General features: G+C 60.8%; 16 protein-coding genes. 5 read left to right on the top strand and 11 right to left on the bottom strand.

The features are described from left to right. The first annotated feature begins 9 nt into the window (after positions 1-9). From lpdA to KW843_RS10710, 3 genes are all read left to right on the top strand, one after another. Positions 10-1860 carry a dihydrolipoyl dehydrogenase gene (lpdA, locus tag KW843_RS10720; protein WP_218295101.1) on the top strand — a complete coding sequence of 617 codons (1851 nt, stop codon included), beginning with the start codon at positions 10-12 and terminating at the stop codon, positions 1858-1860. A 378-nt stretch (positions 1861-2238) separates the two neighbouring features. Next, positions 2239-3309, top strand: coding sequence for a hypothetical protein (locus tag KW843_RS10715; protein ID WP_218295100.1), 1071 nt, complete (start codon positions 2239-2241; stop codon positions 3307-3309). Positions 3310-3587: 278 nt separating this feature from the next. After that, positions 3588-5009, top strand: a complete 1422-nt coding sequence (locus tag KW843_RS10710) for an aspartate kinase (protein WP_218295099.1) — start codon at positions 3588-3590, stop codon at positions 5007-5009. Between the two features lie 87 nt (positions 5010-5096). On the opposite strand, the gene KW843_RS10705 is transcribed toward KW843_RS10710, so the two are convergent. From KW843_RS10705 to KW843_RS10675, 7 genes are all read right to left on the bottom strand, one after another. Further along, complete coding sequence (locus KW843_RS10705) at positions 5097-6428, bottom strand: four-carbon acid sugar kinase family protein (protein WP_218295098.1); 1332 nt, start codon at positions 6426-6428, stop codon at positions 5097-5099. Between the two features lie 3 nt (positions 6429-6431). After that, on the bottom strand, positions 6432-7709 hold the full coding sequence (locus KW843_RS10700; RefSeq protein ID WP_218295325.1) for a ribulose-bisphosphate carboxylase large subunit family protein: 1278 nt from the start codon (positions 7707-7709) through the stop codon (positions 6432-6434). A gap of 98 nt (positions 7710-7807) precedes the next feature. After that, on the bottom strand, positions 7808-8350 hold the full coding sequence (locus KW843_RS10695; RefSeq protein ID WP_121420116.1) for a VOC family protein: 543 nt from the start codon (positions 8348-8350) through the stop codon (positions 7808-7810). Between the two features lie 93 nt (positions 8351-8443). Then, on the bottom strand, positions 8444-9238 hold the full coding sequence (locus tag KW843_RS10690; RefSeq protein ID WP_218295097.1) for a transporter substrate-binding domain-containing protein: 795 nt from the start codon (positions 9236-9238) through the stop codon (positions 8444-8446). Positions 9239-9294: 56 nt separating this feature from the next. Continuing rightward, positions 9295-10122, bottom strand: coding sequence for an amino acid ABC transporter ATP-binding protein (locus KW843_RS10685; protein WP_255594659.1), 828 nt, complete (start codon positions 10120-10122; stop codon positions 9295-9297). Positions 10123-10136: 14 nt separating this feature from the next. Continuing rightward, positions 10137-10823 carry an amino acid ABC transporter permease gene (locus KW843_RS10680; RefSeq protein WP_218295096.1) on the bottom strand — a complete coding sequence of 229 codons (687 nt, stop codon included), beginning with the start codon at positions 10821-10823 and terminating at the stop codon, positions 10137-10139. Further along, positions 10820-11503, bottom strand: coding sequence for an amino acid ABC transporter permease (locus KW843_RS10675; RefSeq protein ID WP_218295095.1), 684 nt, complete (start codon positions 11501-11503; stop codon positions 10820-10822). Before KW843_RS10675 ends, KW843_RS10680 begins: the two co-directional genes overlap by 4 nt. Positions 11504-11772: 269 nt before the next feature. On the opposite strand from KW843_RS10675, the gene KW843_RS10670 reads away from it, so the two are divergent. Continuing rightward, complete coding sequence (locus KW843_RS10670) at positions 11773-12840, top strand: LacI family DNA-binding transcriptional regulator (RefSeq protein ID WP_218295094.1); 1068 nt, start codon at positions 11773-11775, stop codon at positions 12838-12840. 68 nt (positions 12841-12908) lie between these two features. Here KW843_RS10670 and KW843_RS10665 read toward each other — a convergent pair whose 3' ends face one another. Together KW843_RS10665 and KW843_RS10660 are read right to left on the bottom strand one after the other, a co-directional pair. Beyond that, positions 12909-15506: an AAA-like domain-containing protein gene (locus tag KW843_RS10665; protein WP_218295093.1), complete on the bottom strand. Its 2598-nt coding sequence runs from the start codon at positions 15504-15506 to the stop codon at positions 12909-12911. Between the two features lie 5 nt (positions 15507-15511). Further along, positions 15512-17029 (bottom strand): AAA family ATPase, encoded by a 1518-nt coding sequence (locus tag KW843_RS10660; protein WP_218295092.1) that lies wholly within the window; start codon positions 17027-17029, stop codon positions 15512-15514. A 106-nt stretch (positions 17030-17135) separates the two neighbouring features. Here KW843_RS10660 and KW843_RS10655 point away from each other — a divergent pair, with 106 nt between their 5' ends. Further along, a complete protein-coding gene (locus KW843_RS10655) occupies positions 17136-17291 on the top strand; it encodes a hypothetical protein (protein ID WP_218295091.1) in 156 nt (51 codons plus the stop codon). Positions 17292-17391: 100 nt separating this feature from the next. Here KW843_RS10655 and KW843_RS10650 read toward each other — a convergent pair whose 3' ends face one another. Beyond that, entirely contained in the window at positions 17392-18903 is a 1512-nt protein-coding gene (locus KW843_RS10650; RefSeq protein ID WP_255594658.1) for a TIGR01777 family oxidoreductase, read from the bottom strand. Positions 18904-18924: 21 nt separating this feature from the next. Continuing rightward, positions 18925-19653: a DUF4166 domain-containing protein gene (locus tag KW843_RS10645; RefSeq protein ID WP_218295089.1), complete on the bottom strand. Its 729-nt coding sequence runs from the start codon at positions 19651-19653 to the stop codon at positions 18925-18927. Between the last annotated feature and the right edge of the window lie 127 nt (positions 19654-19780).

Below are 19780 nucleotides of genomic sequence, written 5' to 3'. Positions count from 1 at the left end.
AGACACACCATGGCAATCATCGACATCAAGGTGCCCGACATCGGCGACTTCGCCGAAGTGGCCATCATCGAAGTGCTCGTCAAACCCGGCGACACCATCAAGGCCGAGCAGAGCCTGATCACCGTGGAGTCCGACAAGGCCTCCATGGAGATCCCGTCCAGCCACGCCGGCGTGGTGAAGGAGCTGAAAGTGAAGCTCGGCGACAAGATCGCCGAAGGCTCGGTGGTGCTCACGCTCGAAACGTCGGATGCGGCGTCTGCCGCGCAGGCGCCTGCGCCTGCTGCAGCACCTGCTGTATCTGAACAAAAATCGGCTCCAGCGCCCGCCACGCAAGCGCCAGCAGCTCCTAAAATCGAAGCGCCCAGCTTCGGCGGAACTGCCGATCTGGACTGCGACGTGCTCGTGCTCGGCGGCGGCCCTGGCGGTTATTCGGCTGCCTTCCGCGCGGCCGACCTGGGCCTCAAGGTCATCATCGTCGAGCGCTACGCCACCCTGGGTGGCGTGTGCCTGAACGTGGGCTGCATCCCTTCCAAGGCGCTGCTGCACGTGGCGGCCGTCATGGACGAAGTCAGCCACATGGCCGACCTGGGCGTGAGCTTCGGCGAGCCCTCGCTCGACATCGACAAGCTGCGCGGCCACAAGGAAAAAGTCATCGGCAAGCTGACCGGCGGCCTGGCCGCCATGGCCAAGATGCGCAAGGTCACCACCGTGCGCGGCTATGGCAGCTTCGTCGGCGCCAACCACCTCGAAGTGGAAGAAACCACCGGCACGGCGCAGGAAAAGACCGGCACCAAGAAGGTCATCGCCTTCAAGAACGCCATCATCGCCGCCGGCAGCCAGGCCGTGCGCCTGCCCTTCATGCCCGACGATCCCCGCGTTGTCGACTCCACCGGAGCCCTGGCGCTCAAGGAAGTCCCCAAGCGCATGCTCATCCTGGGCGGCGGCATCATCGGCCTCGAAATGGGCACGGTGTACAGCACGCTGGGCGCGCGCCTGGATGTGGTCGAAATGATGGACGGCCTGATGCAGGGCGCCGACCGCGACCTCGTCAAGATCTGGCAGAAGATGAATGCCAAGCGTTTTGACAACATCATGCTCAAGACCAAGACGGTGGGCGCCAAGGCCACGCCCGAAGGCATCGAGGTGACGTTTGCCGCAGCGGAAGAGGGCGGCACCGCGCCCGCGCCGCAGGTGTACGACCTGGTCCTGCAGGCCGTGGGCCGCACGCCCAACGGCAAGAAGATCGCTGCTGAAAAAGCTGGCGTGGCCGTGACGGACCGTGGCTTCATCAACGTCGACATCCAGATGCGCACCAATGTGCCGCACATCTTCGCCATCGGTGACATCGTGGGCCAGCCCATGCTGGCGCACAAGGCGGTGCATGAGGCGCATGTGGCGGCCGAGGTCATCGCCGGTGAACTGCAGGGCAACAAGGAGCTGGCATCCGCCGCCTTCAACGCCCGCGTGATCCCATCCGTGGCCTACACCGACCCTGAAGTGGCTTGGGTGGGCCTGACCGAAGACCAGGCCAAGGCCCAAGGCATCAAGGTCAAGAAGGGCCTGTTCCCCTGGACGGCCTCCGGCCGCGCGATCGCCAACGGCCGCGATGAGGGCGTGACCAAGCTGCTGTTCGACGATTCGCCCGAGGCCCACGGCCACGGCAAGATCCTCGGCGGCGGCATGGTCGGCACGCATGCCGGCGACATGATCGGCGAGATTGCGCTGGCCATCGAGATGGGCGCCGACGCTGTGGACATCGGCAAGACCGTCCACCCGCACCCCACGTTGGGCGAGAGCATCGGCATGGCGGCGGAGATTGCACACGGCTCGTGCACGGATGTGCCGCCGCAGAAGAAGTGATTTGACAAGCTCCTCGAATCACTCCTGACTTGATAGTTGGCCGCACAAGCTCTATGAGCTGTGCGGCCTTCTTATTGGCGACGCAGATATTTTTGAGGGCTTTTAGGACCTGGGGATGTTAGATGGAAACCTGGCGAGCATCGTGCAATTCGATTCCGTATGGTTGGCATGGCAGACTGCCTTGAACTGTGCACGCACAGTCCAGTTGTAGTCAGCAGGTTTGGGCCATGGGCGGCTCGCGCCAACAATCAGGGAGCCGATTTTGAAATGCATGAACTTTGCCCGCTTTACCGGGCGTGTATTGGTTTTGGGAAGTTGCCACAGCAGGTTTGCAATGTGCATGTGGCACGGCGCAAAGCGCATGGAAAATAGTTCATCATGAGTTACGCCATCCATATCTGGGACCAGCCCACTCCGACGAACTGGGCCGAGGCGCAGGCCGCGTTCAAGCGCCTCGCCGACCAGCGGGCCGCGCTGAATCCAAAGTTCGTCGAGCTGGCCCAGCGCATGAAAGCCGCGTTTCCCGAATACGGCGATGCGTGGGACCTGGGCACACCCACCGCGCTGCCGGACGATGCGGTCTTGGCCGTGGACATCCATGATCTGACGCTGTTCTATCCCCGGCTCGTGGATGCAGCGGTGGAACTGGGACTTAGCGTCTACGACGACAGCACCGGTGAATGTTTTGTGCCCGGCCCTTGGCGGCTGTCGCCTCAAGGGCGAGAGCATTTGGCCTGGAGCAACCCGGCGCCAGCGCCTGCAAAGCTGCCCGATATCGAAGGCCGCGTGCGAGCGCTGGTCCATCCGCAATTGCACACGCACGGGTTCAGGCTGGAGATCGCGAGGTCGTCGTCGGTCACGATGCAAGTCCACTGGCTCCGGGATTCGCCCCTGGGATTGCAGCGAATCTCGCTCGGATGGAAGAGCCGCTCGGACGGCGCGTTGTACGAGGCTCGCACATCAGCAGGGCTTCGTCCGGTGCTGCCCGCAGAGCTGGCGCCGCTGTGCGAACCGCAGCACATGATTGATTTGCACATCATCCATGCGGGGGTGGTGCAGCAGTTCGTCAGCCCGTTGCGGTCCGGCGCCTATGACATCAACCCGGTGGAAATTTCGAACCCAAGCCAGTTGGATCATTTCCTGGCAGCGACTGCGGACTGGCTGATAGCCGAGGTGTTGCCTGTCTTGGACCAATGCCGGACATTGGCGGACTTTCTGGTCTATGACCTGGGCGAGCCGCGCCAGGCGATCGCCGTCAAACCGTACCAGGCTAACCTCGTGCTGGCCCACTGGGCCGGGGAAGCCAACATGGAACAGCGTTTTGAGCTGCTGGTCCAGCGCTGCGCTCACCACAACATGACCCCGTACTTCCTGAACGCAACGCACCGCGCGATTCAAGCTGACGACCTGCGAACACTGTTTGGCGCAGGACGCGTGCCCACGGCGTGAACTGCCGCCATGGCCACGCGAACGCCTTTGCCATGGACGCATGAAAGCTGGCCGCCCAACAACGGTAAGCGAGCCGCCGAGCAGGCGACGGCCAGATTGCGCATGCCACCCATACTCGGCGGGCAGTGTCCTGCCAATGCATCCCCCGGCTGCAGCTGTGCTTGCCCCGCGCAGGAGTCCCGACAAAAGTCGTGGAAAATAGAGCGTTTTCTGCCGCTACCCATGGGGCAGGACATCCGCCCGGCCTCCCAATCCTTTTTGCTCCTCTGAGCTTGTCCATGTCAGACGTCAACTCCTCCAAGATCTCTGTCGAGAAAATCGGCGGCACTTCCATGACCGCCTTTGGCGATGTGCTGCGCCACATCATGCTGCACGATCCCAAGCGCATCTATGGCCGGATCTATGTGGTGTCCGCCTACTCGGGCGTGACGAACCAGTTGCTGGAGCACAAGAAGACGGGCGAGCGCGGCATCTATGCCCTGTTTGCAGAGGGCAAGGGCTACCAGGACGCCCTGACCCAGCTGGCCGCCAGCCTGAAAAAGCTGAACGCGGGCTACGCCGACCTGGGCCTGCCGCTGGATGTGGCCGATGCCTTCATCGACCAGCGTATTGGCCAAGCGCGTGAGTACCTGAACGCCATGCAGCACGTGCTCGCCAGCGGCTACTTGAGCCGCAAGGATGTGCTGCTGGCCGCGCGCGAGGTGCTGGCCTCCATTGGCGAGTCGCACAGCGCGTTCAACTCGGTCGAGATCCTCAAGGCCAGTGGCGTCAACGCCATCCTGATGGACCTGGCCGGTTTTGACGACAACGAAGCCTGGACCATTGACGAGCGCATCGCGCAGAGCTTCAAGGGACTGGATCTGAGCGACAAGGTGGTGGTGGCCACCGGCTACACCAAGGGCACCGAAGGCATCATGCGCGAGTTCGACCGCGGCTATTCCGAGGTCACGTTCAGCAAGATCGCGGTGGAAGTGCGCCCGGCCGAGGCGGTGATCCACAAGGAATTCCACCTATCGTCTGCCGACCCCAACCTGGTCGGCCTGGAAAACGCCATCGTGGTCGGCGCCACCAATTACGACGTGGCCGACCAGCTGGCCGACGTGGGCATGGAAGCCATCCACCCCAAGGCCGCCAAGCCCATGGAACTGGCGGGCATTCCCATCCGCCTGAAAAACACCTTTGAGCCCGACCACCCCGGCACGCTGATCACCAAGGACTTCGTGGGTGAGCGCGCGCGCGTGGAGATCGTGACCGGCACCGACAAGGTCACGCTGATCGAGATCCACGACCCCAGCATGGTGGGCACGGTGGGCTTTGATGCGGGCCTGATGAACGTGTTCTGCAAGCACGATGTGAGCTACATCCTGAAGGCGACCAACGCCAACTCCATCGCCCACCTGGTGTGGGACAACCAGGTCACCCCCGAACTGGTGGCGGAGCTGCAGGAGGACTACCAGGTCGTGACGATCAAGCCCAGCGCGATCGTGTGCACCATCGGCTCCAACATCGGCATCCCTGGCGTGCTGGCCAAGGCTGCGCAGGCGCTGGCCGATGCGCGGGTCAACGTGAACTGCGTGTCCCAGACCCTGCGGCAGGTGAACATGCAGTTCGTGATCGAGCGCGAGGACTACAAGACGGCCATCAAGGCGCTGAATCTGGCGCTGTGCGTGAATTCAGGCACCCCGGTTCCGCGCGTGTGAAGAAATTGCGGCAGGCGCGCCTGCCGCAATGCCTTTTCATAAGACCAGCCCGCCATGCGCGGGCTTTTTATCGCCTGGATGTCTCCGTCAGGCGGTGCCGAGCAGCCTTTCGAACAGATCCGTTCCGCCCATCTGTCCCCCCTTGAGCATCAACTCGAGCCCGTGGCGCGACGGGTCTGCACTCTGTGCGCTGCTCAGCGTGACCCCGGGGCATACCGTGGTCTTGTACGACAGCCCCCACAGTTGCAGTGCCTGGACTGCATGGCTTGACGTGTCACCGCCAGCGATGCCGATGCGGCGCAGTGGCGCGCCGCGTTCTGCGCGGGCTTGCACCACGCGGGCGATCAGATGGGCGCTGGCTTGGGCGACATCGGTGGAAGAGGCCGCAGCGGCCAGCGGCGCGCCGTCCGTGGGACCGGTGAAGGCCAGCACGTTCTGTCCGCTCTGCAGCCCTGCGCAGATAGCGTCTTGCAGACCCTGCGCGTAGGCCGTGTCGCTGCACAGCCGTTGGGCGTCCACTGCGATGCGGTGGTATGCGGTGGCGGCCTGCACCTGCGCGGCGGTCAGGGGGGACAAGCTGCCCGCCCAGGCCAACACCGGCCCGTCGGCGGGCGCCAGCGGCGCAGCGGCCGTGGACGCCGGCTTGCCCCAGTGGGCGACCAGCGCCTGGGCCACGGCGCTGGAGCCCACGGCCAGCAACCGGGCGTGTTGGGACTGCTGCCACAGCAGGCGGCCCACGGTGGCCAGCTGGCCGGGCGTGGTCAGGTCCAGCAAGGTCGGCGCCATGGCGTGGGACGCTGCGCCATGCGCCAGCAAGGCCTCCAGTGCGGCGTACAGGGCGTCGGGGGAGTCGTACAGCGGGTAGTGCAGGGCGGTGATGCCATCCAGCCCCTGGCGCGCCAGATGGAGCCGAAGATCGGCCTCACCCATGGGTGTGACCGGGTGCTGTCGCATGGTGGGATGCCGGTCGATGCGGTGCACGGCGCCGCCCGTGCCCGCCGCAGCGAACAGGTTGCTGAACGCGCAGTAGCGCCCCAGGCTCGGCTGCCCGCCCACGATGGGCACCCAGCGGTTGCTCACGAACGGGTGCAGGGTCTGAATGCCGCAAGCGATGTTGCCGACATGCGGGGCGCTGTCGAAGGTGGAGCACACCTTGTAGTGCAGCACCGGCGGCGCCAGCTTTTCGAAGAAGCGGCCTACAGCCGACATCTCGGCCCGCATGGCCTCTGGCGGCATGGCGCGCGCGGCACCAGCAATGCCCACCGCATCCAGCGGCCCGGCGGCGGCCAGGGCCTCGGCGCTGGGCACGCCCATGAACAGCATGGACCGCAGCCCGGCCTGGGCCAGCACGGCCAGCGTGTCGGTGGCGCCTGTGAAGTCGTCGCCGTACCAGCCGTACAGAGGGGCCGTCGTCGTCATCGTTTATTTCTTGCCGAAGAATTCGATTGCACGGCGCAGCTCGGAGGCCTGGCTGGCGCGCTGGGCCAGGGTCTCTCCCTTTTGCACCGCGTCCCAGGCCTGCTGCAGGCTGGCCACGCCCGCAGCGGGGCCGTCCGGGTGCGCCAGGATGCCGCCGCCGGACATGAACAGCAGGTCGTTGGACTGGATGCTGTCCCACGTGGCGGGCACGGTGCCGGCCCACTGGCCGTTGGAAAATGCGGGCAGCACGCGGTCGTCCAGCCCTTCGCACAGCGGCGCCAGCGTGTCGTGGGCCGACTCGATCACCTCTTCGTCGGTCTGTGAGAACTTGCCCTGCAGGCCGTGCACATGCATATGGTCCACGCCCGCCAAGCGCCACAGCGTCTGCCAGGCGTTGAACGAAAAGCCCAGCAGCGGGTGGCGCGACAGTGCGCCGTAGCCATTGCGGTGGCCGTGCAGCGCCAGCGGGCTGTGGCGGCGCAGGGTTTGCACCGCCGAGTAGCCGCACCAGTTCAGGCTGACCATCACGCAGCTTCCGCCTTCGGCGGCGATCAGGTCGGCATGGCGGCGCATGGCGTCGGTCTCGTCGGTGATGTTGAAGGCCACCATCACCAGCTTGCCGGTCTTGTCCTGGTGGGCGCGCACTCGGCGCATCACGGCCTTGACGCGGTCGGCCAGCGGCGCGTGAACCGGGTTGGCGCAGACCTCGTCGTCCTTGATGAAGTCCACCCCCGCAGCGCACAGGCGGCCGGCCAGGTCGCCGGTTTCTTCGGCCGACAAACCCACGTTGGGTTTGATGATGGTGCCGATCAGCGGGCGACCCTGCACACCGGTCAGCGCGCGGGTGCCGGCGATGCCGTGGCGAGGCATGTCGAACTGTTCGCGGTAGGCGCGCGGCAGTTTCATCGACTCCAGCCGCAGGCCGGTGACTTCGCCCAGGTCGTACAGATTGCCCGACACCGTGGCGGCCAGCGTGGGCAGGTTGGGGCCGATGTTGTCGCACGGAAAGCTCACGCGCAGCCGGGCGCGCTGCCAGTTCTGCGGTGTGTCAAACATGCCGCGCCGCTGCATCCAGCCGTTGGGCAGCGAAGGGACGGGCGCCACGTCCAGCAGCTCGACGGACTCGACCGTGGCGCGCGCACGTTCGCGCAACGCGTCGGTCTCGCCCTCCACCCGGGTGAAGGTGCCACACGATTGTTCGCCCGCCAGCACTTCGGCCACATGGGCGGGGTCCAGCGGGGTCTCGATCAGGTAGGTGGCTTCAAAGCGGTCTGGGGACATGGTCAAGGTGATACTACTGTTTTGATAGCTGCTAGCGCTTATGGGACAAGCGCTAGGGGCTAATTTGGCTTGAAACTCAGACCTTCTTCAGGCCTTCATCAGATCTTGGAGAGATCCGGAAACGGCCGCACCGGGTCCGTCGTGCCGTCCCAGGTTTCCGACTCCGCACGGATCAGGTCGAACATGCGGCCCTTGGGGCCCGCCACTTCCGACAGCTCGATCACCGTGCCGGGGTGGTATTCGGTATCGAAGTAGACAAAGCGGCCTTTTTCGCCCACCTCGCCGCTCATCACCGTCTTGAAACCCTGGGCCGTCAGCCGCGCCAGGTCGGCGTCGTAGTCGCTCGTCCAGTAGGCCACGTGCTGCAGCCCGGTGCGCCCGGCCTGCAGAAAGTCGCGGTACATCGACGGCACATCGTTGCGTGTCTGGATCAGCTCGACCTGCACATAGCCCGAGTTGGCCAGCGCCACCGAGTTGTGCGGCTCGTAGCGCTCGCCCTTGTACACGTAGTTCTTGATCGGGACCTTGGGGTTGTAGAACCAAGGGCCCACGCCCAGGGTTTTGCTCCAGTAGTCCATGGCGGCTTCGATGTCGTGGACCACATAGCCAAGTTGGCGGATGGCGCCGAAATGACGGCTCATAAGAATTTCCTTTGGTGGTGATGCGTCAGGGCAGGGCGCAGCCGGGCGGGGCCCGTCAGGCGCCGCCCCCGGTTGCAGGCTTGCTTTATTTACTTACTTGGCGCCGTCGATGATTTCTTTGGGGATCGGCACACCCGCGTACTTCACGTGGATGTCGTTGAGCTTGCCGTTGGCCAGGTTGGTCTTGATCCAGCCGTTGACGGCGGCCATCAGCTCGGGCTGGCCTTTGCGCATGGCCACACCCAGCTGGTACGACTGCAGGATGAACTTGGTCTCGAAGTCGCGCGAGGGGTTCTTCTTGGCGATGGCCGCGATGATGGGCGGCGTGATGGCCACGATGTCGGCCTGGCCGGTGGCGGCAGCGGTGATGGATGCGGACTCGTCATCAAACCGCACCACCTTGGCCTGCGGCGCGCGCTCGGTCACGATCTTGTCCTGCGGGCCACCGCGCGTCACGGCCACGGTCTTGCCTGCGAGGTCTTCGATGCTGGTGAGCTTGAGGCCCTTGGGCGCACCCACGGCCGCCTGGATGGCGCCGTACGGGATGGAGAAGTCCACCGCCTTCTGGCGCTCGGGCGTGATCGACAGCGACGAGATGATCAGGTCCACCTTGTTCGACAGCAGGTTGGGGATGCGCGCCGAGTTGGTGGTGTTCACGATCTCCAGCGTCAGGCCCAGGTCCTTGGCCAGCAGCTCGGCCGCTTCCACGTCCGAGCCCACGGGCTTCATCTTGTCGTCTACGTAGCCATAGAACGGCGCGCCAAAGTCGATGCCCACGCGCAGCTTGCCGGCGGTTTTGATGTCGGCCAGCTCGGCCATGGCGGGCACGCACAGAGCGGCGGCGCCCACAGCCAGCAAGGTGCGGCGGAAGAGGAGGGAAGCGGTCATGGTGGTTGTCTCCTGGTGGTTTCTGAATAGGGAATCGAAAAAGGCAGGCCTGAAACTCAAAGCCCGTGAGAAAGAAAGTCGCGCAGCTCGGCGGTCTGCGGGTTCTTGAGCATCGCGCCCGGGCCCGTCTCCCAGACCTTGCCCTCATGCATGTAGATGATGGTGTCGGCCACGCGGGCGGCAAACTCCATCTCGTGGGTGACCAGCACCATGGTCATGCCGCCCTGGGCCAGGGCTTCGATCACGCGCAGCACCTCGCCGGTGAGTTGCGGGTCGAGGGCAGAGGTCACTTCGTCGAACAGCATCACCTGCGGCTCCATCGCCAGCGACCGGGCAATGGCCACGCGCTGCTGCTGCCCGCCGGACAGTTGCTCGGGGTAGGCCTGCGCCTTGTCCGCCAGGCCCACCTGCTGCAGCGTGCGGGCGGCAATCTCGCGCGCCTTGGCCGTGGGCATGTTCTTCACGGCCTTGGGGGCCAGGGTGATGTTCTGCTCCACCGTCAGGTGCGGAAACAGGTTGTAGCTCTGGAAAACGATGCCCACGTCCTGGCGCAACTGGCGCAGGTCGATGACCGGGTCGTGCACCGCGTGGCCGCAGACGTTGATGGTGCCGCTGTCGATGATCTCCAGCCGGTCGATGCAGCGCAGCGCCGTGCTCTTGCCCGAGCCGCTCTTGCCGATGATGGCCACCACCTGGCCCCGGGGAATGGCAAACGACACGCCCTTGAGCACCTGGTTGCTGCCAAAGCTTTTGTGGACGTCTTTCAGTTCCACCACGGGCTTTTGTGACTGTGACTGAGGTTGTGGCTGTTGTTGAAGCGGTGGTTGTGCAGACAGATCCGCTTGCGCAGAAGCTTGCATGGCAGCGTCTTGGGCCAGATTCATGGTGTCGTCTCGTTTCATGCGGTGGTCACAGGCACAGTGGCTGGGCCACGGTTTCTAAACTGCTGGCGCTGCTCCAGCTTGCGGCTCCAGACCGACAGCGGGTAGCACATCGCAAAGTAGACGATGGCGATCAACAGGTACACGGTGAAGGGCTGAAAGATCGAGTTGTTGATGAGCTGCCCGGCACGCACCAGCTCGATGAACCCCACGATGGACGCCAGCGAAGTGTTCTTCACGATCTGCACCATGAAGCCCACCGTGGGCGGCGTGGCAATGCGCACTGCCTGCGGCAGCACCACCAGCCGCATGCGCTGGGTGCGCGACAGGGCCAGGCACTCGGCCGCCTCCCACTGCGTGCGCGGCACCGACTCGATGCACCCGCGCCAGATCTCGCCCAGGTACGCGCTGACGTAAACAATCATCGCAATGCTGGCCGCCACGATGGCGGGCAGCTCCAAGCCCGCAATGGACAGGCCGAAATAGCACAGGAACAGCACCACCAGCAGCGGAGTGCCCTGGATGATCTGAATCCACGCAATGGTCGCCCAGCGCACCGCCTTGATCGGGCTGACACGGCACAGCGCAATCACGCCCCCGGCCACGCCGCCGCCCACAAACGCAATCAGCGACAGGCCGACGGTCCACAGCGCGCCCCACAGCAGGTACTGCAGGTGGTACGAATTCAATCCACCGTCAATCATTTAGCGCTCCCCAATTTGCGTTGGCGCGTGAACACGATCTGCCCGAACACCCACAGCCCCAGCCGCATCAGCAGTGACAGCGCCAGGTACGCCACCGCCACCAGGATGTAAGCCTCGAACGGGCGGAAGGTCTCGGACTGCACCCGTGCCGCCACGGCCGTGAGTTCTTCCACCGAGATCTGCGAGGTGATGGACGACGCCAGCATCAGCAGCACGAACTGGCTGGTGAGCGCGGGGTACACCTTCTCCATCGCCGGGCGCAGCACCACGTGCCAGTACACCTGCCGGCGCGTGAGGCCCAGGCACTCGGCCGCCTCGATCTGGCCCTTGTGGATCGAATCCATGCCCGCCCGCATGATTTCGCAGGTGTAGGCCGCCACGTTGATCACCAGCGTCAGCAGCGCCGCTGCAAACGCCGACACCTTGAAGCCCAGGCTGGCCAGGCCAAAGAACACCAGAAACACCTGCACCAGCAGCGGCGTGTTGCGCAGCACCTCCACATACGCACCGCAGGCCCGCACCAGCCAGCGCCGGTCGCTGCGCCGGCCAATGGCCAGCAGCGTGCCGCCCACAAAACCGATCACCGTGGCCGGGAAGGACAGCAGGATGGTGATCCACGCCCCTTCCAGAAACTGGGGCCAGTTGGCCAGCACGCTGGCAAAGTCGAACTCGTACGTCATGGGTAGGGCAGCGGTGCGCGTCAATCAGCGAGTGCTGGCGCGGCGGCCAAAAACTGGCGGCTTGCCCTGTGGGCGCAGGCGAGCGTGAGCGGAAATACCAGGCATGTCTTTGTCTCCTGCGTGATCGGTCTGGCAGGGTGCCAACCGTCGCAACCTAGGGTTTTTACTGATGGTTTCTGATGCCTTTCAGCACCGAACGCCCAGCGATACTATCCGCAGAATCCATCAGATACCAGCAATCTGGATGATGGTTTTTGATTGAATCGCACATGGCCCAAACCCCGTCCAACCCCAGCAGTCCCCGCAGCCCGCGCATCCCCGACATCGCCCAACTGTCCGGCGTCTCCACCGCCACGGTCGATAGGGTGCTGAACCAGCGCTCGGGCGTGCGCAACGCCACCGCGCAGCGTGTGCTGCAGGCCGCAGCCACCCTGGGCTACCTGCCGCAGGCCGAGCTGCACGCGGCGCTGCAGCCCCAACCCCTGCGCCTGATGGTGCTGATCCCCGAGGGCAGCAACCGCTTTCTGCAAATGCTGGGCGACGTGATCGGCTACGCCCAAGACCACTGGGCACCGTTCAACGTGCGCTGCCAGGCGGCGTATATCGAAAGCTTTAACCCCGACGCCTTGGCCAAAGCGCTGCTGCACTACGGCAAGCGCTGCGACGGCATCGCCTTCATGGCGCTGGAGCACCCCGTGGTGCGCGAGGCTGTGGCCCAGCTGGCAGAGCAGGGCGTGCCCACCGTCACGCTGATCTCGGATTTATCCAACTCGCGCCGCGTGGCCTACGTGGGCCTGGACAACCGCGCCGCAGGCCGCACCGCCGCCTACCTCATCGCCCGCTTCATGGGCCCCCTGGCCCACAGCCGCAAGGCGCATGTGGCGATGATTGTTGGATCACTGCGCTACCGCGCCCACGAGGAGCGCGAGGCGGGTTTTTTGCACCTGTTTGAAGAGCAGTTCCCCCTGGTGCAGGTGGTGGGCGTGCGCGAAGGCCAGGACGACGCCGAACGCAACTACCGCCAGGCCCGCGCGCTGCTGGAGCAGCATGACGACTTGGCAGGCATCTACAACATCGGCGGCGGGGCCGAAGGCATTGGCCGGGCGCTGAAAGAGGCGGGGGCGGACTGCAAGATCGTGTTCATCGGCCATGGCCTCACGCCGGATACGCGGGCGCTGCTGATTGACGGGACGATGGATGCGGTGATCACGCAGAACCCGCAGGGCGCGGTGATGAACTGCGTGCGGATTTTTGCCAACTTGCGGGATGGGCGGGAGCCGACGAGTGGGGTGGAGACGACGCGGAGTCAGGTGATATTTCGGGAGAATTTGCCGTAGGAGGGAAGGTGGTCAGCCAAGCTTACTAGGCATCAGGCTCTCATGTCGTTTTTGACGGCAATTTTCGGTCAGAGAATCTCAACAATGTCGCACAAGCCCATCTCTATATCACCTGCGAATTTTTTGTGCTTTCCTTTCTTCAAGCCAGTCTTATAACGAACCAATACCAGTTGGTTTCGCCCAATTTTTCTCCCTTCTTTTCGTCCCATCGGTACGCCAGAATTAATCAAAAGGCTATGTATCTGAGCTCCTAGGGCCGAGAAGTAGTCCGCCGGAAAGAACGGAAGCGTAGGTGAGTGGGCGCGATTAAGTCTAGTAATAAGTGCCCTAGCACGAGGCGTCGCGGTAGAATCCTGCAGCTGCAAGCTCTGTAAAACAACAACAATATCGCGAATAAGTGCGAGCGATGCGGAGTCTATACCGGTAAGTGCATCTTCGTCGGCGATTTTTTTCGAAATAATATCTTTTGATCGCTCAACTAGTTCAATATCTCTCGCCTTAAGCGCTTCAATAAAAACTTCGATAAGTGCATGAAGATTGTGATGCCCAACTTGGGATCGACCATTTTCAAAAAGCCCTACAAATCGGGGTCCATAGGTCAAAACTTTACTTCGTTCGATGCTTAACAATAGTCCAATAGTGTCATTTAGAGAGTCAAGACCTTCACTCCCGGGATCTGAAATAATTCCCTCAAGAAAACGCACAGAAATATAACGATTGCCGCCTTGAATTGCTAAACCGCACACTTGTACACAAACATCTTCAAACTCATTCTCGCTTGTGCATTTAATTAAATGGGAAACGACAGTTCTGAAGTGTGATCCCAAGTCCAGCTTGTCCAACGCCACCAGCAATTGAACCAACTGGGGAACTTCGATAGTGTTTGAGTCTTCAGAAGAGAAAGATGAGAATCGCTTTACGTCTCGCAGTGCCTGCACGCATCCTTCAAGTAAAATCCGCTTATGAATGGGATTCCGGTTCAGATCAAACTGAAGAAGGGATATTCGAATTTTTGTCGCGCCTACGGCATATCTATCTGCCGACTCCAGAAATTTCCGGCCATGGTCCGTGTTTCCGTTCTCGCGTGCTGCTTTTGCAAGGCAGATATAAGCATCTACCAGAACGTTGGTGGCGGATCGATAAATGCATTTGCCGTTAAGCAAGACCCCCTCCTGTGCAACGACTGCCTTGCAATATTCCTCCACCAATTTGTAATCGGCGCGGCCGCTTTCCAAGGCTGCCCGCGAATAATCTACGATTGACTCCAGTTTATGCTCAAATCCGGGCATCCATTCGATGGTTGCTTCTGCGCAATATTTCAGTATTTCCAGTGCATGTAGATAATTCCCGGATTGTAAATTGGCTTTGCCAATAAGCGATTGTTTTTGCAGGGTTTCTTTATCGGATCTTGGCGAGGCATCAGTTAAACTCGCAATTGCTTCCTCATACTGGCCTAGTGAATACTGCGACCTTGCTGTCCAGTATTGCGTCAGCCAAATAACTTCTGCATTCTTGCTATTCTCCCCTATAGATTCAAGGGTAAAGAGCGCGCGTTGGTATTCCGCAGTAGAGAAGAGGTGAAGTGCAGTCTCAATAGTCTGCTTCGTCTCATCTGGCGACACATTCAATATATATTTTTCGGACAGTGCTTCCTCAAATATTTTGTTCTTGAATTCCACCATATTCTGTTTGTGGTCCATTCGACTAATTCCAGCAAGATAGAGGCGCGCACGAATTGCCTCGTTTACTGACGAGCCGCGGTCATAGTGAATAGACATTAGTGCATCGCGAATTTCCTTGCTCTCAACGACAAGTTTTTTTACTTGGTCAACAGGTGGAAAATCCAAATCACCAAAGTACAATTTTTGGATTATTGAATCTACATAATGGCGATCTGGAATGATTCCGCTAATAATTCCATCCTCCAGTGCGGAGGCAACATCCCAAGTCATGCGCGGATGCCCATTGGTCCACTCGTAGAGGCGCTCAATCACAATTGAGGGCAGCTTCAACTTGGCTTTTTCTATGAATTCGCCCAGTTCTTGACGGCTAAAATCTTCTAGATAAATTTTTGCTCCGATATTGAACGGAGATACGTCTTTGTTTTTTATAATATCGCTTGGCTCGGCAACTCCCGACAGAAGGTACCCCAGCCTGTAAAAGGCTTCGTAGTTGGATCTGCCAGAAAAATAGGTACTACGAATGAAGGAGAAAATTTGATCAGAATAATCGACTCCAACTAGTGCATCGATTTCATCAAGGCATATTATTAGCCGACCTTCAATACTCTTGCAGATGATTGCCAATTCGTACTCGTGCTCTTTGTGAGGCAGGAGATCGCTGTCACGTCGATGCTCACGAATTTCCTGTGCAACGCGTGATCCATCAAATATTGGGTTTTCACAGCACACGTCGATTATGTTTCGAAAAAAACTACGCGCGTCTGGGATGCGGTTTGAAGCATCGAGGTAGGCGAAGAGATCCCCCTTTTTGGAGAGGGTTTTTCTTGCGTGCAGTATGAGGTTTGTTTTCCCCATTTGCCGCGCGACAAGTACGTAGCCGGGCCGGCCCAGGTCCTCAAGAATGGCGCTAACTTGGCGATCTGCCTCTCGCGGTACATAAAGTTCCGGAGGAATTATCGTGTAAGCTCGGAGTTTTTTTGTCATTATATTTATCTCAGTATCATTCGAGCGCGGCTAAGACCTTCAGTGAAGGGATTTTCACTCTTGGGAAAATTTTTTAGCTCTCTAAAAAACGTTTTTACAAAACGGGGCGATCCGTTGGCAGCAAGGATCAACTCCTTCACTTGTTCGTCGCTTAGCGCTATACCTTCCTTGTCCAGCGTGATTAATATTATTAACGCCGCCAAGTCTTCGTGCGACCAGAGCTTGTTCTCGACAAGGGTAAACTGTTCGAAGAGGCGTTGATTGTTAGGAGATGACGGCTCTGCCAACGAACATGCAATGAAGCGAATTTGATCATGTCCTTGCCGCCGGATGGAGTCGTGAAGTCCAGCGACAACATCAACCACATGAGCGCCCGAAGACGCATTTACGGGAACTTCATCTAAAAAAAGAATTATTGTTAATTGCTGATTCAGAGCAACGAGCATCTCGATAATTTCTCGGCTGGTAGCCGATTTAGGAGCGCCGCGTCCAGTCTTAATTGCTAAACTTTCAGCAATTTCTCGGAGTACGCCACCGGTGTCGCTGGGAATTGAAAGAGATATTTCAACGGAATGCTGGTGGGAGAAACGTAGGTATCGTCTGGCAACAGAGGTTTTTCCGCATCCTGAAGGGCCGTGAAGCCAAACGCTTCGGGTCTTTATTTGATTCACCAATGTCGAGTCAACATCCCGCTGAACGTAGTAGGCCTCATGCCGAGCATCATAAATTTCAAAAAGCGGGTCTGGGAGAGCAGGCTGTTCCAAGCAGCCTTGAAGAGTTATACCGGTAAAGCGCCGCTCGAATTTTTCTAGTGCGAATCGCTTAAGAATACGATGTTGAATAGCGGTCAGCGAATCTAGTTTGGTCAGGGTTGAGTGGTCGGTGTCAGGGACCTTATATGAGTCGCCAAAATAGAGTCCGGCGGAATGTTCTTCAACGATTTTCCCGAAAAATCCAGTCGCTGTATCCTCAATAAGCTCTTTCCCAACAATTTTTTTCCTTCGACGCTCACGAAAACTGTTAAATCCTTTATGAAGATCCCTTAGCCAAGGGTTTGCATCAATATAAACCAGTCCTTGCGCTTGCTTGTTTCCTATTAATTTTGATGCTAAATTTATTATGCTGGCTTTTTTGGATCCCAATGAAGGCGATCCCAACATAAATAATCCTAAGTGAGAATTTTCAATTTCCGCCTCTGCATCAATGAGAAATTTGCGCGCAATAATTCCCCCCATGCTATGACACACAAATATCACATTATTGAATTCAAAAAGTCCATCCAACCGGAAATTTTCTTTCAGTGAGTCAACTGCATCGCTTATTCCGTAATCACCTGAAAAAACGCGAGTCTTGTACGTGAACTCGTAAACGCCAATGTTTCGCAACTCTGCGTCTTCAGCAGCTAATGTTGGCCAATGCGTCCCGTTCGCATGTGTCCAACATTTTCGCGAGTCCGACAAAATTCCATGAATGAACACCAAGCAGGTTTCCGTGTCGGGCTTACTTAACCATCGTCCGTTCATATGGAGCTTTTGCGGTTGTGACGGCACCTTTAGGGCACCGACCGCATCTGCCTCGGGTTTTCACGGGCAGTGCGGGTCAGAAGGTAGGGTATGGAGCGCAGCTGGAATGGACACAACCATTGAGCGACGCGTAACTGTACGTATCGTAACGGCCCATCCTCAACAAACGCTTATCAAATTGTTGAAGAACAACGCCAAGGCAACGCTGGCGGGCATGCAGCGCGTTGTGCCTGGAATGAGATGCGATGCACAGAAAAAATGATGCTGCAGCAACGAGGCCCATTCCCGACTAGGACTCGGTACATTCGTTTAGTCGACATTTGCTATCGTATTGATAGCTAGAAAAGATTTAGGGATAAGCGCTAGATGCATTTTTTTAGTAATCTTTGCAAGCCAAACCTGCGACGCGCCTTGTAAGTTTCTGCCAGATCCGCCAGCGCATCGTTCAGCAACGGGTGCACAAACAGGTAGCCATGCGCCATCGCGGCACCAGGCGCCGCGTTCTGCCCGTCCAACAGCAGCGTGGACATTTCTCCCAGCATGGCACGCAGCGGCAGCCCCGGGATTTGCAGCCAAGCGCGCCGACCAAACGATGCGGCCAAAGCCTGCGCAAACGTGGCCTGCGACACCGCCTCAGGCGCCACGGCATTGACGGGGCCTTGCAGGGTTTTGTGCGCCATCGCAAACCGCACCAAGCCCACTGCGTCGGCCAAATGAATCCACGGAGCAGGCTGGCGCCCATGGCCCAGCACGGCCCCCAAGCCCAAGCGTGCGGCCAGCGCCTGCATCGGGTAGGCGCCACCCCCATGCCCCAGCACCACACCAAACCGCATGCGCACCACCCGCACGCCCAGGGCTTCTGCGCGGCGCGCTTCGTGTTCGATGGCAGCGCACAGGTCGGACTGGAACTTACCCGGGCGGGGTGGGGCGGTTTCGTCTAGCGGCTCCATTGAGGCGTTGGGTGATGCGCCGTAGAAGCCGACAGCCGATGCGCTGACCAGCACGCGCGGGGCCTTGTGCAGGCGCCGCATCAGGCTGACGACGGCCACGGTGGTGTCCACACGGCTGGCCAGCAGTTGGCGTCTGCGCGACTGGGTCCACGGCATGCCCAGCACGCGGGCGCCTGCCAGGTTGACCACGGCGTCGATGGTCGTTTCAGACGGGATCGCGTCCAGCGTGTCCACCACCCACACGCCGGGGCCGAAGCTGGCGCGGGCCTGCAGGGCGTCGCGGGTCAACACGATCACCCGCTGGCCGTCGCGCACCAGGTCGGCCACCAATGCGCTGCCCACGAATCCGGTGGCGCCGGTGACCAGGGTGGCTGGCTGGGGTTGCAGGCCACGGGCATGCAGGGTGGCGCTGGGCTGTGTTGGCGGGGCCGTGCGGTAGAGCTTGATGGCGGCCAGCGTGTTGCGCACGCTCCAGGCCCACACGCCCACGGCATAGGCCGTAAACAGCCACGACACCCAGCCGTGCGGGGCCAGCACCATGGCGGTGGGTTGCTGCGCCCAGGCCCACAGCACGGGGCCGATCAGGCCCAGGAAGAGGCCGTAGCTGATGGTCAGCACGGTGTGAAGCACACGCTCGAACGGCGGCAGGCGCCGGGTGCGGTCTTCTTCCAGAAAGTCGGCCAGGGTGATGCCCAGCTCGATCAGCAGCAGGGCAGCGAGCACGGCGGCAAAGGCGCCGCGCCATTCAAACCAGGCCAGGCCGACAAAGACGACGCCGTAGATGGCTTCGCGCGCGGCGTGGAGCGAGAGTTCGTACCGCGCCGAGGTGCGCTGCGGCAGCCGGGCTTCGAGCTCGTGGTGCCAGAGGTTGTCAAACGCGCCCAGGGCGGCCTGAATGGAAAGCAGCAGAAAGATGGTGTTCATGGCGGTCATGGTGTGAAGGCCTCAGTGGGTAGAAGAATCGGTGACAGCGGGGTCGGTGGAGTCACCGACTACGGGATCGATGAAGGGATCGGTGAACACGCCGGACTGGTGGAAGGTTTCGCCCCACAGCGGGTGCACCATGCTCAGCGTGAAGCGGAACTGGCCTGCGCCCAGGTCGGTGTGGGCAACGCGGCAGGTGCCGGGCGTCAGCAAGGTCGGCACGGGGATGCGCAGGCCCGCCATCACCCACCAGAAGCGGCGGCTGCGGAACACGAGTGCGCCGTCTTCTTCCAGCACGTCCAGCGACATGGCCAGGCCGCCTTCGGTGCGTTCCAGCAGGGTGCCGTCGGTGCCCAGCTCCTTGGTGGATCGCACGGTGCGGTCTGCGCCGTGGTCAGTGCCGTTTTCGGTTTCGGCGCCGGTGTGAAAGCGCCGCTCCCACACCACACCGCCGCGCCCGTTGTGGCTGACGTTCACGGTGGCGGGCAGCGCTGTGGTGTTGATGTGGGTCAGCGGGCCGCCCCAGGGCCGGGTCAGCGCGGCGTAGACGTGGCCGATCTGCGAGCAGCGCAGGTCCATGTGGCCGTGGTAGCTCACGTCGGCGTGGGCGGTGCCAAAGCGGCGTTGCACGGCGGCGGGCAGGCGCGCCCAGGCTGCGGCGCCGGCCAGGGCGGGCAGGTCGAGTACCGGGCTGGGCTGCGCTGGGTTGGCGGTGCAGTGGCGGGGCGCTGGGGCGAAAAGGGCAAACATGGCGGGCTTTGTAAGAGTGGCGGTTGCACTCTCTATTGCGAAACCCGGGCCAGCCTCAACGGCCGCTGCAAGTACTTGATTTCATTGAAATTTGCTTGCTGACCTGCATACTTGGTTTACAGTGCGC

The sequence above is a fragment of the Acidovorax sp. sif1233 genome, assembly GCF_019218755.1.
GTDB lineage: Bacteria > Pseudomonadota > Gammaproteobacteria > Burkholderiales > Burkholderiaceae_C > Acidovorax.
This window is presented reverse-complemented; position numbering and strand designations above follow the sequence as displayed.

Excerpts from the sequence above, each read along its gene's own strand:
- KW843_RS10710 (WP_218295099.1), top strand. The coding sequence starts at position 3,588 with ATGTCAGACGTCAACTCCTCCAAGATCTCTGTCGAGAAAATCGGCGGC.
- KW843_RS10705 (WP_218295098.1), bottom strand. The coding sequence starts at position 6,428 with ATGACGACGACGGCCCCTCTGTACGGCTGGTACGGCGACGACTTCACA.
- KW843_RS10685 (WP_255594659.1), bottom strand. The coding sequence starts at position 10,122 with ATGAATCTGGCCCAAGACGCTGCCATGCAAGCTTCTGCGCAAGCGGAT.
- KW843_RS10695 (WP_121420116.1), bottom strand. The coding sequence starts at position 8,350 with ATGAGCCGTCATTTCGGCGCCATCCGCCAACTTGGCTATGTGGTCCAC.
- KW843_RS10690 (WP_218295097.1), bottom strand. The coding sequence starts at position 9,238 with ATGACCGCTTCCCTCCTCTTCCGCCGCACCTTGCTGGCTGTGGGCGCC.
- KW843_RS10645 (WP_218295089.1), bottom strand. The coding sequence starts at position 19,653 with ATGTTTGCCCTTTTCGCCCCAGCGCCCCGCCACTGCACCGCCAACCCA.
- KW843_RS10670 (WP_218295094.1), top strand. The coding sequence starts at position 11,773 with ATGGCCCAAACCCCGTCCAACCCCAGCAGTCCCCGCAGCCCGCGCATC.
- KW843_RS10675 (WP_218295095.1), bottom strand. The coding sequence starts at position 11,503 with ATGACGTACGAGTTCGACTTTGCCAGCGTGCTGGCCAACTGGCCCCAG.
- KW843_RS10660 (WP_218295092.1), bottom strand. The coding sequence starts at position 17,029 with ATGAACGGACGATGGTTAAGTAAGCCCGACACGGAAACCTGCTTGGTG.
- lpdA (WP_218295101.1), top strand. The coding sequence starts at position 10 with ATGGCAATCATCGACATCAAGGTGCCCGACATCGGCGACTTCGCCGAA.
- KW843_RS10655 (WP_218295091.1), top strand. The coding sequence starts at position 17,136 with ATGGACACAACCATTGAGCGACGCGTAACTGTACGTATCGTAACGGCC.
- KW843_RS10650 (WP_255594658.1), bottom strand. The coding sequence starts at position 18,903 with ATGAACACCATCTTTCTGCTGCTTTCCATTCAGGCCGCCCTGGGCGCG.
- KW843_RS10680 (WP_218295096.1), bottom strand. The coding sequence starts at position 10,823 with ATGATTGACGGTGGATTGAATTCGTACCACCTGCAGTACCTGCTGTGG.
- KW843_RS10715 (WP_218295100.1), top strand. The coding sequence starts at position 2,239 with ATGAGTTACGCCATCCATATCTGGGACCAGCCCACTCCGACGAACTGG.
- KW843_RS10700 (WP_218295325.1), bottom strand. The coding sequence starts at position 7,709 with ATGTCCCCAGACCGCTTTGAAGCCACCTACCTGATCGAGACCCCGCTG.
- KW843_RS10665 (WP_218295093.1), bottom strand. The coding sequence starts at position 15,506 with ATGACAAAAAAACTCCGAGCTTACACGATAATTCCTCCGGAACTTTAT.